This window comes from Pseudomonas paraveronii (assembly GCF_963681955.1).
Classification (GTDB): domain Bacteria; phylum Pseudomonadota; class Gammaproteobacteria; order Pseudomonadales; family Pseudomonadaceae; genus Aquipseudomonas; species Aquipseudomonas paraveronii.
Window position 1 is genome coordinate 3,602,873 of the sequence record NZ_OY817130.1, and the last position, 13,424, is coordinate 3,616,296.

A 13,424-nucleotide genomic window follows, 5' to 3' on the forward strand; every position below is an offset into this window, starting at 1 on the left:
TTGTTGTGATGGTGGGGCTACTTGAAGTCTTTGACGTTGTCCGGGGTGATCAGCTTGAACGGGATGACAATGTTCTGCTCGATCGTCTCCTTCTTCGCCATCTTGCGCGCCGCCTCCACCGAGCCGACTGCCTGACCGTTGGCGTCCTGGAACACCGACACGGTCATTTCGCCCTTGGTGATCGCATTCAAGCCGTCCGGCGTGCCGTCGACCCCCGCAATCAAGACGCTGCCGGGCTTGGTGCCGGCCGACTTCAACGCCATGGCGGCGCCAATGGCCATTTCATCGTTATTAGCCAGCACGGCATTAAATTCGCGGCCCTGGGTCAACCAGTCGTTAACCAGGGTCATCCCGCGGTCACGCAGCCAGATACCGGTCTGTTCCTGCTCGATCTTGATCTGCGGGTACTTGGCCAGGACTTCTTTGATGCCCTTGGTCCGGTTGGTGGTGGAGTTGTTCGCCAAGTCACCGAGCAGGATCACGACCTTGCCCTTGCCGCCGAGTTTTTCGGCGATGTATTGCATTTGCATGCGGCCGGCCTCTTCATCATTGGAGGTCACGGCGGCCACGCCTTTGGGCAGATCTTTCTGGTCCGGTCGGCGGTTGACGTAGACCAGTGGAATACCCGCCTCGAGCGCTGACTTGCTGATTCGCGCCGTGGACGCCGTGTCCACCGGGTTGACGATGATCGCATCGACTTTCTGGCTGATAAAGTTCTCGACCTGGCTCAGTTGCTTGACCACGTCGGCGCGCGCGTCTTCGAACTGCAACTGCACACCATCGCCCTTGGGATAGGACTTGGCTTGCTTGTCCATGTACTCACGCACGTTGGTCAGGTAGGTGTCATCGAACTGCGACATGCTCACGCCGATCTTCAGATCGGCAGCTGTCGCAAAACCGCTGGCCAGCAGCAGGGACAACGCCAGCGCGGTAAAACGGATCGGGGTCTTCATGAACGGTCTGTCTCCACTTTCTTGTTGGTTTTCTGGACGTAGCGTTTATCAGAGCGAGGATGACGGCAGGCGGACGACCGGTGCCCCCGGAATGCAGCACACCAGGGCGCCTTGGTTTTCGACGCACAGCACATTAAGGAAGGAAAAGTAAAACGGCCGGGCGCGGGGCAGACCGCGTGGCGTGTGGGCAGGGCGTAAAACTCGCAGTACAGCGTTGAAGATTTTCATCTGACGGTACCTGGTTGTTTTTGATCTTGTTTTTGTTGAGTCGCCGGGATCGAATCCGGGCGTACTTTATGCAACCTGGAAAAGACTTTATTGGAAAATAATTTCTATATCAACCTGTTTTAGAATTTTATTCTATTTTTGTCGAAACCACCTGCTGGCGCTCGGCGCTCAGGCGTGCGGCGTCCAATATCCTTGTGGTTTCCAGCGCCTCGTAGGCGTCCACCGGCAGCGGCCCCTGCCCTTGCACGGCGGCCTGCCACTGGCGATAAAACTGGGTCCAGCAGCCTTTTTCCGACGGCACGCGCTCGCGCTCGGGGCCTTGTTCGAACCAGCCCCAGCGGCGGTGCTCCTCGGCCCCCCAGTGCTCGCCCTCGGTTTTGGGCGACTTGCCGGCCATCAGTGCGTCTTCCTGGCCGTCCAACCCGTCGACGGTGTAGCAACCCAGGGTGCCGCTGACCCGCAAGCGCGGTGCCGGGCTGTTCTGCAAGGCGTTGCCCCACAGGTGGGAAATCACCCCGTTGGCGTGGGTCAGGGAGACAAAGAAGCCGTGGTCGATGCTGGGGTGTTCGGCGCTGTAGTGCAGTTGCGCGAAAACCCGATCCACCGGGCCGAACAGTTGCAGCGCCTGATCCACCAGATGGCTGCCCAGGTCGCGCAGCCAGCCGCCGCCGCTGGCATTGCCCACCGATTGCGGGCTGAAACGCTCGACGCGGGATTCAAACCGGGTGACAGCACCGAGGGCGCCGGCGTCGATCAGTTTGCGCAAGGTCAGGAAATCCGAATCCCAGCGCCGGTTCTGGTAGACGCTGAGCAACACGCCGTGGCGTTCGGCCGCAATGATCAGCGCCTGGGCCTGTTCGGCGTTGGCGGCAAAGGGCTTATCGCTGACGACGGCGACGCCGTGCTCGATGGCTTCGAGTACCAGTGCCGGGCGCCCTTTAAGCGTGGTGGAAATCACCAGGGCGTCGACACCGGCCTCGACAATCTGGCCGATACTGTCAAAGGCTTTAACCCCTGGAAAATCAGTGCTCAATTGCTCGCGGCGCTCGGGTGAGCGAGTCACCACACCAACAAAAGTAGCGCCTGGCAGGGTTGCAATCAGCGGCGCATGAAAAAAGCGCCCTCCATGGCCATAGCCGACCAATCCAATTCGCATACATTCACTCCTTCATTGAAGTGCACACCAATCCAACTGTGGGAGGGGGCTTGCCCCCGATGGCGGTGGAGCAGATAAAAATTTATTGGCTGACCCACTGCTATCGGGGGCAAGCCCCCTCCCACATTGACCGGGTGTTAGCCGTAGAAGGCAGGGTTGCCTCCATCGCCATAGCCGACCAGTCCAATTCGCATACATTCACTCCTTCATTGAAGTGCACACCCAATCCAACTGTGGGAGGGGGCTTGCCCCCGATGGTGGTGGAGCAGATACAAATTTATTGGCTGACCCACTGCTATCGGGAGCAAGCCCCCTCCCACATTGACCGGGTGTTAGCCGTAGAAGCGCGGACGCTCAGGCAGGCTGACTTGGACAATTTGCCCACTGCCTTGCGCTTCGATACACGCATCCGCCGCGACCGCCGCCGCAAACCCGTCCCACGCCGACGGCCCGCCCACTTGCCCGGCGCGCACGCTGTCGATGAACGCCTGCAACTCGACGTCATAGGCGCCGATAAAGCGGTCTTTCCAGTCCATCAGAATCGCATTGGACAGCTTGGCCTCGCTGCGCAATTGCACCTGCGACGGCTCCGGCAGCTTGGCGATACCGGTCTCCCCCACCACTTCGCACTGAATGTCATAGCCGTACTGGCAGTTCACAAACACTTCCACATCGATGCGCGTGCCCTTGGCGGTTTCCAGCAGCACGATCTGTGGGTCGCGCAGATGCGCCAACGCTTTGCTGGTCTTGCGCGGGAACACCACTTGCACGGAGACGTAGTCGTCATCGAGCAGCCAACGCAACACATCCAGCTCGTGGATCAAGGTGTCGGTGATCGCCATGTCGGTCTTGTAGTTCTCGCCCACCCGCGGGTTGCGGTGCGCGCAGTGCAGCATCAGCGGCTCGCCGATCTGGCCGCTGTCGATCACCGCTTTGAGGGCGCGATAACCTTCGTCATAAGGGCGCATGAAGCCCACTTGCACCAGGCGCTTGCCGTGCGCCACTTCAGCTTCGACGATCCTGCGGCAGCCGTCGGCGGTGACCGCCAGCGGTTTTTCGCAGAACACCGGTTTGCCAGCGGCGATGGCGGCGAGCACGAACTCCTCATGGCTTGGACCCCAGGAGGTGACGAGAATGGCCTCAACCTGAGGCGAATCGATCAGCGCATGGCCGTCCGCATACACCTCCGCGTCCAGTTTCAGATCCGCCACCACCTTGGCGGCCTGCGCAAGGTCGATGTCGGTCACCGCCACCACCTGGCTGTTGAGCAAGGTCTGGCTGCAACGACGAATATGGTCCCGGCCGATAGCGCCCGTACCGATAACACCCAGCTTCAACGACATACATTCACTCCTCTTGTTATTAGTACTGCCGGGCCTTGGCCAGCTGTTCATTGAGTTTTTTCGCCGCAGCACGGGTGCGTTCGCTGGTGGAGACCTGCGCCACGCCCACCCGCCACCACGACAGGTAGCCGTGGATCATGGTCTTGGGCAACACCTTGATATCGATCAGCGTCGACACCGTTTGCGTGCGCGCATCGGCCAGCGCCGCTTCGAGCTGCGCCACGCTGCTGACCTTGTAGGTTTTGCAGCCATAGGCCGCCGCGCTCATGGCGAAGTCCACCGGCACCAGGCCGCCGTCGAGCTTGCCGCTCTCGGGGTTGCGGTAGCGGAACTCGGTGCCGAAGCTGTCCATGCCGTTGCCGATCTGCAGGTTGTTGATGCAACCGAAGGCCATGTTGTCCAGCAGCACCACGTTGATCTTGCGTCGCTCCTGGATCGAGGTGGCCAGCTCCGAATGCAGCATCATGTAGGAGCCATCGCCGACCAGCGCATACACCTCGCGCGTCGGCTCGGCCAGCTTCACGCCGAGCGCAGCGTTGATCTCGTAGCCCATGCACGAATAACCGTACTCGACGTGGTAAGTGTTGACGCCCTTGCTGCGCCAACTGCGCTGCAAGTCACCGGGCAGGCTGCCGGCGGCGGCGACGATGATCGCGTCGTCGGCCAGGGTCTGGTTGAGCACGCCAAGGACGCGACTTTGGGTCAGGCACGAGCCGGTCAGCTCGATGAATTCGCGCAGCACAGCGCGGTCCAGGTGGTCGTTGACCTCCGGCACGAAATCGTCGCCCGCGTATTCCACCTGATGCACCCGGTCGACTTCCGCGTCCAGTTGCGCCCTGGCGTCGCGTACCTGCTCGCCCCACCCGGAGCGATAATCCCCGAGTGCTGCGGCCAATGCCTCAAGGGCGACTTGCGCATCCGCCAGCACTTGCACGCCATCGAGCTTCAACGCGTCGCAGGGGCTGATATTGAGATTGAGGAACTGCACGTCAGCGTGCTTGAACAGCGACTTCGACGACGTGGTGAAATCGGTGTAACGCGTACCGATCCCGATGATCAGGTCGGCCTCAGGGGCCAACAGGTTCGCGGCCAGGCAGCCGGTCTCGCCGATCCCGCCGACGTTCAGCGGATGGCTGGACACCACCGCGCTCTTGCCCGCCTGGGTTTCGGCGAAGGGAATCTCGAAGCGTTCGGCAAACGCCTGCAAGGCGGCATTCGCGCCGGAGTACTTGACCCCGCCGCCGCAGATGATCAACGGCTTGCGCTTGCCCTTGAAGGCCGCCACGGCGTCGCCAATCATCGCCTCGGTAGCCGGGCGACGGTCGAGGCGGTGGACGCGTTTTTGCAAGAAATAATCCGGGTAATCCCAGGCCTCGGCTTGCACATCCTGCGGCAGCGCCAGGGTGACGGCGCCGGTTTCGGCCGGATCGGTGAGCACGCGCATGGCGTGGATCGCCGCGCTCATCAATTGCTCGGGGCGGTTGATGCGGTCCCAGTATTTGCTCACCGAACGGAAGGCGTCGTTGGTGCTGATGCTCAGGTCATGGAACTGCTCGATCTGTTGCAGCACCGGGTCGGGCTGGCGGCTGGCGTAGACATCGCCGGGCAACAACAGCAACGGGATACGGTTGGCCGTGGCGGTCGCGGCAGCAGTCAGCATATTCGCCGCCCCTGGGCCGACCGACGCGGTACACGCGTAGATCTTGCGCCGCAGGTGCTGCTTGGCAAAACCGATGGCAGCGTGGGCCATGCCTTGCTCGTTGCGGCCCTGGTGGACCACCAGGTCGCCGCTGTCCTGCGCCAGCGCCTGGCCCAGGCCAAGCACGTTGCCATGCCCAAAAATCGTGAACACCCCGGCGACAAACTTGCTCTGCACGCCATCGACTTCGATGTATTGGTTATCCAGAAACTTCACCAGGGCCTGGGCCATGGTCAATCGGGTGGTGGTCATGTCGCGCCCCTTAAAGGTCGAGCAGCCAGCTGTGCTGCGGGTCGTTATGAAAATGCCAGGCGCGCTTGGGGCCGGCCATCACGTTGAGGTAATAGGACTCGTAGCCATACGGCACGCTCACCGGGTGATAACCCTTGGGCACCACCACCAGGTCGCTGTTTTCCACGGCCATGGCCTCATCGATGCTGCGGTCGTCGGTGTACACCCGCTGGAACACGAAGCCCTGGGGCGGGTTGATCTGGTGGTAATAGATTTCTTCGAGAAAGCTCTGGTGCGGCAGGTCGTCGGTGTCGTGCTTGTGCGGCGGGTAGCTCGACGAGTGCCCGGACGGCGTGCGGACTTCCACCACCAGCAGCGAATGGGCGGGCTCGCTGTCGGGCAGGATGTCGCACACGTAACGGGTGTTGGCACCTTTGCCGCGCACGCTGCGTTTGCACTGTTCGGGGCGGATCAAGCGTGGCGCGAAACCCGTCGCGCCAGGCGCGGCGCAGACCGCGAGCTGTACGTCGCTCAATGCCGTCACCTGGGCGTCGGTGCCCGGCGGCAGGTAAGCGGCAAAGGGCGATTTGTCTTCAAATACCGACTGACGATCGCCGAGGTTCTGCCAGCTAAAACCGTCGCCTTCGATCGTCACCCGACCGCTGAGCAGCACCAGGCACAGCTCCTGGTCACCGGCCGTGACCGGCAGGGTTTCGCCCAGGCTCAGGCGGTAGGCGGCGAAGCCGACGTAGTCCAGGCGACCTTCTTCGAGGGCGACCATGGTTTGCCCGCGCTTATGGCTCTTGACCAGCAAGCTCATTGGCCCGTCCTCTCGTTGAGCAGCGCACGCAGGGTGTCATAGCCTTTTTTCGCATAGATATAGCTGGGCGCAACGGCTGGGTCCTGCTCGGCTTCGACCACCAGCCAGCCTTGGTAATCCGCAGCCAGCAGCACGTCGAGCAACGCGGCAAAGTCGATATCGCCGTCGCCCGGCACGGTGAAGGTGCCGTTGACGATGCAGTCGGGGAAGCTCCACATCTGGTTGCGCGCCAGTTGCACCACCGCTTTGCGCACGTCCTTGAAATGCACGTGGCACACCCGGTCGATATGCTTGCGCAGTACGTCGAGGGGTTCGCCGCCGCCCATGTAGCAATGGCCCGAATCGAACAGCAGGCCGACTTCGGGGCCGGTGCGGCGCATCAGTTGATCGATGTCCTCCGGCGATTCGACATAGGCGCCCATATGGTGGTGGTAGGCCAGGCGCACGCCCTGGGACAGGGTAAAGCGCGCCAGTTCGGTGAGTTTATCGGCGTAGTCCTGCCAGGCCTGTTCGCTGTGGAAACGCGGGCGTTCGATCAGGCGGATGCGGGAGCCCTGGATCGAATCGGCAACTTCGCCGTACACCAGCACCGTAGCGCCGTTGTGTCTGAGCAACTCGACGTGAGCGGCGATGGCTTCGATTTCCTGCGCCACCGAACGCTGGGCCAGGCGGCTCGAATACCAACCGGAGACCAGCGCCAGATCAAAGGGTCGCAACACATCGGCGACGCCCTTGGCGTCCTTGGGGAATTTGCCGTTGAGTTCAAAACCTTCGTAGCCAATCTGCTTGCCTTCGCTCAGGGCGGTGCTCAGCGGCGTTTCGCCGCCCAGGGCCGGCAGGTCGTCGTTGCTCCAGGAGATCGGGTTGATGCCAATTCGGATTGCGGGCATGGCTGCACCTTTATTATTTTCAGGTATCACTGAGATCTGCATTCTGTGGGAGGGAGCTTGCTCCCGATGGCGGTGGTGCAGTTACAGAAGTGTTGCCTGACACACTGCCTTCGGGAGCAAGCTCCCTCCCACATTGGATTACATTTCAAATTAAGCACTGCGCTCAGCTTCTGGCACTGCACCAGGCACTGATCAATTGCTCGAAAGTGGCCTGGACTTGCCGGATCAGGGTCTCGTCATCAATCTCCCCCGCCATCCACGCGCGGCTCGGTGCCTGGAAGATCGTGCGCCCCACCGCAAAACCACGGCAGGTGCGGCTCTGGCTGGCCTGGCGGAAGCCCTCGGCCAGGCGTTCGGCCGACGCATTCAGGCCCAGCAACACCACGCCACGGCAGTACGGGTCGCGTTCCTCGATCAGGTCGTCGAGTTTTTTCCAGTCCTCGGCCGACTGCGCCTCGATCTTCCACCACGCCGGGTAGATCCCCAGGTTGTACAGGCGCTTGAGGCTGCGGTAGAGCACATCGGGGTAGGTGGATGGGTGATCCTTGGGCGGGATGACTTCCAGCAACAGTTCATGCCCGCTGACCAGCGAAGCCTCGTACACCGCCTTGAGTTGCGCTTCCTGCTCCAGGCGCAGCAGCGGTTCGTCATCGGGGTGGTATTGCACCAGGCATTTGATGATTTGCTCCTGGGGCCAGGCGATCAGGTTGCTGCCGATCGAGCGGCCGTGTTCGAACGCCAGGGGCCGCGAGTTCTGCACCTCCACCGGGCGTGCGATCCACCAGCCGCGACCGCTGGCGGCGTTGAGCGCGTCCTGGCCGAAGCGCTGGTCGGCGAGCAAGCCCACATCGGCCTCGACGCCCTGCTCGCGCAGCTTCTTCTCCACGCGCTCGACGGCCTGGATAAACAGTTGCTTGATCGCGCTGATGCGGCTCGCGTCCTGGCCACCGCGTTGGGCCAGGTCGACCAGTTGCCAACGGTGGTCGAAGGCAAATACGAACAGCTGCTTCCAGGCCTTGCGCGGCACCGTGACGCGGTGCAGGCGTTGCAGAGTCGCGTCTTGATCGGGACGGGTGATCGGCACCGGGCTGTTGAACAGGTAATCCAGCTCGGCGGGCGTCGGCATGGCCGGTGCGCAGGCGTGACGTGACACCACCAAACCACCGCAGGCATTGGCCAACTGGCTGCATCGCGCGTCGTTGGCATCGTTCAGCCAGCCGCTGAGAAAACCTGCCATGAACGCATCGCCGGCGCCCAGCACGTTTAGCACTTCGACGCGCACGCCGGGGTAGATCGCGCCGTCTTCCAAGCGTGCCGGGATCGCGCCGTGGATCACCGTGCAACCCTGCGGGCCGAGCTTGACCACCAGGGTCGCCGGGGTCAGCTCGCGCACCGTGCGCAGGGCGCTGAGCAAATCCTCACTGCCGCCGGCGATCAAGAACTCCTCTTCAGTACCGACGATCAGATCAAAGCGCGGCAGGATGTTCTGCACGTGCTGGCTGACACTGCGGTCGGCGACAAACCGGGTTTCCCCATCGGCCTTGCCTGCCAGGCCCCACAACACCGGGCGGTAGTCGATGTCCAGCACGCGCCGGACGTTGTGTTTGGCCGCGTAATCCAGGGCCTGGAGGCTGGCCTTGTACACGCCGTCGGTGGAGAAATGCGTGCCGGTAATCAACAGGGCCTTGCTGGAGGCGATAAAAGCTTCGCTGATGTCTTCGGCGCGCAGGGCCATGTCGGCGCAGTTTTCGCGGTAGAACACCAGCGGGAAGGTTTCGCGGTCTTTGAGGCCGAGCAACACCAGGGCGGTGAGGCGTTCCGGGTCGACCTTGATGCCGCTGACATCGCAGCCTTCACGGGCCAGGGATTCCGTCAGGAAGCGGCCCATATGGTCGTCCCCGACCCGGCTCAACATCGCCGACTTGAGGCCCAGGCGTGCGGTGCCGAAGGCGATGTTGGCGGAAGAACCGCCGAGGTACTTGGCAAAGCTGGAAACGTCCTCAAGCCGCGCACCGACTTGCTGTGCATAGAGGTCGACGCCCAGGCGCCCGAGGCAAATCAGATCCAATTGACGCCCACTGGCAAAACGAGTCTGGCCCATGCTGGCTCCTGTTATTTTTATCAGCCTGCGTTGTGCCACCGTGGCGACGGCAAACGCTCTTGGTGGAGCAGACTAGAACGTTCAGCGAACTCAATCAATATTTATTCCATAATTATTTTTAGTGGAATTTTTATTCCAATACGTCAGCATAGAGGCACGCCAGCGACACTGCATCGTTTCAGCCGCCCACTCGCTGGCGCATGCCGGGGTATTTTTTTGCGCCTACCCTGTAGACTTGCGCCCACCATCAGCGCACCAGATGAACCCGCCAAAAGGATTGCCCATGTCCCGCACCGATCAGCCGGCCACGCCCGAGACCGCTTCCCAAGACACTCTCGCCAGCCCCCCGATCAATGCCGAACGCCTGCTGCAGCTGATCACCGACGAATACGAAAGCCTGCCACGCCAGCTCAAGCGCATCGCCAGCTACATGAGCCAGCAGAGCGACCGGATCATGGTCGACCGTATCAGCGACATCGCCCGCGAATGCGAAGTGCATCCGTCGGCCATCGTGCGGTTTTCCCAGCGTTTCGGGTTCAGCGGGTTCAGTGAGATGCAGGCGCTGTTTCGCGAGGCGTACACCCACAAGACCACGCCGGTGCAGAACTATCAGCAGCGCATCCGCAGCATGATCGCCAACAAGTCGCAGAAGGCCAGTGGCGGCGACCTGGCGCGCGAGTGCGTCAACGCCACCCTCTCGGGCATTGAGCGCCTGGGCCTGGAACTGGATGACACGGCGTTCGAAAAAGCCGTCGACCTGGTGGTCAACGCCGACAACATCTACGTGGTCGGCGTGCGCCGTTCGTTTGCGGTGGCCGACTACCTGGTCTACAACCTGCAGCACACCAACAAGCGCATCCACCTGATCTCGGGCCTGGGCGGCAGCTACCGCGAGCAGATGCGCAGCGTGCGCGCCAATGACCTGGTGATCGCCATCAGCTTCACGCCCTACGGCAAAGAGACCCAGCACTGCCTGCGTATCGCCCAGCACCACCAGGCCAAGACCCTGATCATTACCGACAGCAACCTGTCGCCCCTGGCCAAGCGCGCGAACGCAGTGTTGCTGGTGAATGAAGGCTCATCGTTTGCCTTCCGCTCCCTGAGCGCCACGTTGTGCCTGTGCCAGGCGTTGTTCATTGCAGTGGCGTATCGGTTGGAGTTGAAGGTGGATGAGATTCATGAGCAGGTGGGCTTCGATGATTGACGGAGGATCTATCACCGGAGCAGCCGATTGACACGCCTTCATCGCAGGCAAGCCCGCACATAAGGGTAGGCGGTGTTTATGAAGACTGTGTCAGTTTTGCCAACATGAAGTTTTATTTAGGAAGCGTTCAGCCATTTCTTGGCAAAATGCCCACACTTCTAGTGTGAATCGCTCACCAGGTAATCCTATGACCCGTATTTTGACCATCGAGGATGACGCCGTAACGGCCCGCGAGATCGTCGCCGAGCTGAGTAGCCATGGACTGGATGTAGATTGGGTGGACAACGGTCGCGAAGGCCTGGTCCGCGCCGTGAGTGGTGATTACGACCTGATCACCCTTGACCGTATGCTGCCGGAACTCGATGGCCTGGCCATCGTCACCACCCTGCGCACCATCGGCGTGTCGACGCCGATCCTGATGATCAGCGCGCTCTCCGATGTCGACGAGCGGGTACGCGGCCTGCGCGCCGGTGGGGACGACTACCTGACCAAGCCGTTCGCCTCCGATGAAATGGCCGCCCGCGTCGAAGTGCTGCTGCGCCGTAAAAGCACGGTCAAGGAATTCGAAACCGCCCTGCGCGTGGCCGACCTTGAGCTGAACCTGATCAGCCGTGAAGCCAGCCGCGCCGAGCAGCCGCTGAGCCTGCTGCCCACCGAATACAAACTGCTGGAATTCCTGATGCGCAACACCGGGCAGATTCTGTCGCGGATGATGATCTTCGAGGAAGTCTGGGGTTATCACTTCGACCCCGGCACCAACCTGATCGATGTCCACATCGGGCGCCTGCGCAAGAAGATCGATCCACCGGGCCTCACGCCGCTGATCCGCACGGTACGAGGTTCCGGTTATGTCATTGCTGAACCCCTCTAAGGGCTGGCGCTCCTCCAGCAGCCGCTTGCTGGCGCTGTACAGTTCGCTGTTCGTGGCCTGGAGCTGCATCCTCATGGGGGTGCTGTATTACGAGGTGTCGGGTTATCTAAGCGACCTGTCGCGCCATTCGCTGATGCAGCGTCAGCACCTGTTCCAGCGCTTCGACGGCGACGAACTGGTGGAAGCGCTGACCACCAGCATGACCTTCGACATGAAGGGTGTAGACGCCTATGGCCTGTTCGATGAGCAATTTCGCCCATTGAGCGGGCCGATCCATGCGATCCCGTCCGACTTACCCCTGGACGGCAAGATCCATGCCCTGGCCAATTGCGTCGAATCCGACGACCCGAAACTGCCCAAAGACAGCTGCGACGCCGTCGCCACCCACACCGCGGACGGCCGCTGGCTGGTGCTGGTGCGCGCCAACGGCTCGCTGTTCGGGGTGACTCGGATCATCTGGCACGCGCTGCTGTGGGCGGTGTCCCTGACCATCATCCCCGGCGCCGCCGGCTGGCATTTACTGCGCCGCCGCCCGTTGCGAAGGATTCGCGGCATCCAGGCCAGTGCCGAGGCCATCGTCGCCGGCGACCTCACCCATCGCCTGCCGCTGTCGAACCGGCGTGACGAACTGGACATGCTCGCCGCCATCGTCAACGCCATGCTCGACCGCATCGAGAAGCTGATGAACGAGGTCAAAGGCGTGTGCGACAACATCGCCCACGACCTGCGTACCCCGCTCACCCGCCTGCGCGCGCAGTTGTACCGCATCAAGCAACAGGCCGAACAAGACTCGGCCCACGCGGTGCAACTGGACGACGCCATCGCGGAAACCGACACCCTGATGGCGCGCTTTCGCGGGCTGTTGCGCATCTCGGAACTGGAAGACCACCAGCGCCGCTCGGGTTTCCTGGTGCTGGACCCGCTACCGCTGCTGCGCGAACTGCACGACTTTTATCTGCCCCTGGCCGAGGAAGGCGAACTGCGACTAGTGCTCGACACCCCGCCATCCCTGCCCTGGATCACCGGCGACCGGGCCTTGCTGTTCGAGGCCCTGGCCAACCTGCTGAGCAACTCGATCAAGTTCAGCCCACCGGGCGGCGAAGTGATTTTGCGCGGGGTCAACGATGCGGGCAGCACGCGTATCGAAGTCCACGACTCCGGCCCTGGCATTCCCGTAGCAGAACGCAAGGCGGTGTTCCAGCGGTTCTATCGCGTGGATGAAAGCGACCAGCAAGGCGGGTTTGGGTTGGGCTTGTCGATTGTCGCGGCGATCATCAATCTGCATGGTTTCAAGCTGGACGTCGGCACCAGCCAGCGCGGCGGTGCGCGGTTGGTGCTGGAGTGTCGCCAGCAACTGATCCCCGAATAAACCCGGCACGACACCGTTCAAAAATGTGAGAGGGGGCTTGCTCCCTCCCACATTGGATTTCCGTTGCCCGATCGATCAGGTCAAGCCGGGAAGTTGGCGCGCAGCGCCTCAAGCCCACCGCTGTATACGCCTGCAAACAAAGCCTTCACCGCCTCGTCGGTGGTGCCCGGCGCCGGGGTGAACACGCCCGACCACGTCACCTTCGCCGAGGATTCCGTCAGGGCTTCCACCTGCAACGTCGCCAAGTAGGCACTCACCGGAAACGGTGACTCCACGATGGTGTAGCTGTAAGTGCGGGCCACGTTATCAAAGGTCTGCAAACGCTCCACCACCACACCACCATCGGCGGTTTGCAGGTGACGCACGCGCCCACCTTCGCTCGGTTCGCTCTTGACGATCAGCGGCAGCCAGTCCGGCAAGGCGTTAAAACCGCCGACCAATTGCCACACCTGATCGGCCGAAACCGGGACTTCAATGACAGAAGAAGCTGTAGGCACAATCAATACTCCAGACAATAAAAATTCAGATCGCCAGATCCATCGCACCGACAGTCGCTGGC

12 protein-coding genes are annotated in these 13,424 nt (G+C 61.9%); 3 read left to right on the forward strand and 9 right to left on the reverse strand.

The window, feature by feature from the left end; translation table 11 throughout:
* Positions 1-17: 17 nt before the first annotated feature.
* The 8 genes from U5A08_RS16530 to U5A08_RS16565 all read right to left on the reverse strand — a co-directional run bounded on the left by U5A08_RS16530 (position 18) and on the right by U5A08_RS16565 (position 9,421).
* The gene (locus U5A08_RS16530; RefSeq protein WP_253396448.1) at positions 18-953 is read right to left on the reverse strand and encodes a sugar ABC transporter substrate-binding protein; all 936 of its coding nucleotides are present in this window, start codon (positions 951-953) and stop codon (positions 18-20) included.
* A gap of 48 nt (positions 954-1,001) precedes the next feature.
* A complete protein-coding gene (locus U5A08_RS16535; protein WP_076952495.1) occupies positions 1,002-1,181 on the reverse strand; it encodes a hypothetical protein in 180 nt (59 codons plus the stop codon).
* Between the two features lie 127 nt (positions 1,182-1,308).
* Positions 1,309-2,337: a Gfo/Idh/MocA family protein gene (locus U5A08_RS16540; RefSeq protein ID WP_321847477.1), complete on the reverse strand. Its 1,029-nt coding sequence runs from the start codon at positions 2,335-2,337 to the stop codon at positions 1,309-1,311.
* 332 nt (positions 2,338-2,669) lie between these two features.
* Entirely contained in the window at positions 2,670-3,680 is a 1,011-nt protein-coding gene (gene iolG, locus U5A08_RS16545) for a bifunctional inositol 2-dehydrogenase/D-chiro-inositol 1-dehydrogenase (RefSeq protein WP_321847478.1), read from the reverse strand.
* A gap of 19 nt (positions 3,681-3,699) precedes the next feature.
* Positions 3,700-5,631 (reverse strand): 3D-(3,5/4)-trihydroxycyclohexane-1,2-dione acylhydrolase (decyclizing), encoded by a 1,932-nt coding sequence (iolD, locus tag U5A08_RS16550; protein ID WP_321847479.1) that lies wholly within the window; start codon positions 5,629-5,631, stop codon positions 3,700-3,702.
* Between the two features lie 10 nt (positions 5,632-5,641).
* Entirely contained in the window at positions 5,642-6,430 is a 789-nt protein-coding gene (iolB, locus tag U5A08_RS16555) for a 5-deoxy-glucuronate isomerase (RefSeq protein WP_321847481.1), read from the reverse strand.
* Positions 6,427-7,320: a myo-inosose-2 dehydratase gene (gene iolE, locus U5A08_RS16560; RefSeq protein WP_321847483.1), complete on the reverse strand. Its 894-nt coding sequence runs from the start codon at positions 7,318-7,320 to the stop codon at positions 6,427-6,429. Before iolE ends, iolB begins: the two co-directional genes overlap by 4 nt.
* A gap of 163 nt (positions 7,321-7,483) precedes the next feature.
* Positions 7,484-9,421 carry a bifunctional 5-dehydro-2-deoxygluconokinase/5-dehydro-2-deoxyphosphogluconate aldolase gene (locus U5A08_RS16565; RefSeq protein ID WP_321847485.1) on the reverse strand — a complete coding sequence of 646 codons (1,938 nt, stop codon included), beginning with the start codon at positions 9,419-9,421 and terminating at the stop codon, positions 7,484-7,486.
* 283 nt (positions 9,422-9,704) lie between these two features.
* Here U5A08_RS16565 and U5A08_RS16570 point away from each other — a divergent pair, with 283 nt between their 5' ends.
* The 3 genes from U5A08_RS16570 to U5A08_RS16580 all read left to right on the forward strand — a co-directional run bounded on the left by U5A08_RS16570 (position 9,705) and on the right by U5A08_RS16580 (position 12,865).
* Complete coding sequence (locus U5A08_RS16570; RefSeq protein ID WP_321847488.1) at positions 9,705-10,625, forward strand: MurR/RpiR family transcriptional regulator; 921 nt, start codon at positions 9,705-9,707, stop codon at positions 10,623-10,625.
* A 187-nt stretch (positions 10,626-10,812) separates the two neighbouring features.
* Positions 10,813-11,496 (forward strand): response regulator transcription factor, encoded by a 684-nt coding sequence (locus U5A08_RS16575; RefSeq protein WP_003219726.1) that lies wholly within the window; start codon positions 10,813-10,815, stop codon positions 11,494-11,496.
* A complete protein-coding gene (locus U5A08_RS16580) occupies positions 11,474-12,865 on the forward strand; it encodes a sensor histidine kinase (RefSeq protein ID WP_321847489.1) in 1,392 nt (463 codons plus the stop codon). The genes U5A08_RS16575 and U5A08_RS16580 overlap by 23 nt, the downstream gene beginning before the upstream one ends.
* Before the next feature lie 80 nt (positions 12,866-12,945).
* Here U5A08_RS16580 and U5A08_RS16585 read toward each other — a convergent pair whose 3' ends face one another.
* Positions 12,946-13,362 (reverse strand): SRPBCC family protein, encoded by a 417-nt coding sequence (locus U5A08_RS16585; protein ID WP_321847491.1) that lies wholly within the window; start codon positions 13,360-13,362, stop codon positions 12,946-12,948.
* Between the last annotated feature and the right edge of the window lie 62 nt (positions 13,363-13,424).

Bases quoted from the DNA above. Each gene is read 5' to 3' on its own strand.
- U5A08_RS16530 (WP_253396448.1), bottom strand. From the start codon at position 953: ATGAAGACCCCGATCCGTTTTACCGCGCTGGCGTTGTCCCTGCTGCTG.
- U5A08_RS16535 (WP_076952495.1), bottom strand. From the start codon at position 1,181: ATGAAAATCTTCAACGCTGTACTGCGAGTTTTACGCCCTGCCCACACG.
- U5A08_RS16540 (WP_321847477.1), bottom strand. From the start codon at position 2,337: ATGCGAATTGGATTGGTCGGCTATGGCCATGGAGGGCGCTTTTTTCAT.
- iolG (WP_321847478.1), bottom strand. From the start codon at position 3,680: ATGTCGTTGAAGCTGGGTGTTATCGGTACGGGCGCTATCGGCCGGGAC.
- iolD (WP_321847479.1), bottom strand. From the start codon at position 5,631: ATGACCACCACCCGATTGACCATGGCCCAGGCCCTGGTGAAGTTTCTG.
- iolB (WP_321847481.1), bottom strand. From the start codon at position 6,430: ATGAGCTTGCTGGTCAAGAGCCATAAGCGCGGGCAAACCATGGTCGCC.
- iolE (WP_321847483.1), bottom strand. From the start codon at position 7,320: ATGCCCGCAATCCGAATTGGCATCAACCCGATCTCCTGGAGCAACGAC.
- U5A08_RS16565 (WP_321847485.1), bottom strand. From the start codon at position 9,421: ATGGGCCAGACTCGTTTTGCCAGTGGGCGTCAATTGGATCTGATTTGC.
- U5A08_RS16570 (WP_321847488.1), top strand. From the start codon at position 9,705: ATGTCCCGCACCGATCAGCCGGCCACGCCCGAGACCGCTTCCCAAGAC.
- U5A08_RS16575 (WP_003219726.1), top strand. From the start codon at position 10,813: ATGACCCGTATTTTGACCATCGAGGATGACGCCGTAACGGCCCGCGAG.
- U5A08_RS16580 (WP_321847489.1), top strand. From the start codon at position 11,474: ATGTCATTGCTGAACCCCTCTAAGGGCTGGCGCTCCTCCAGCAGCCGC.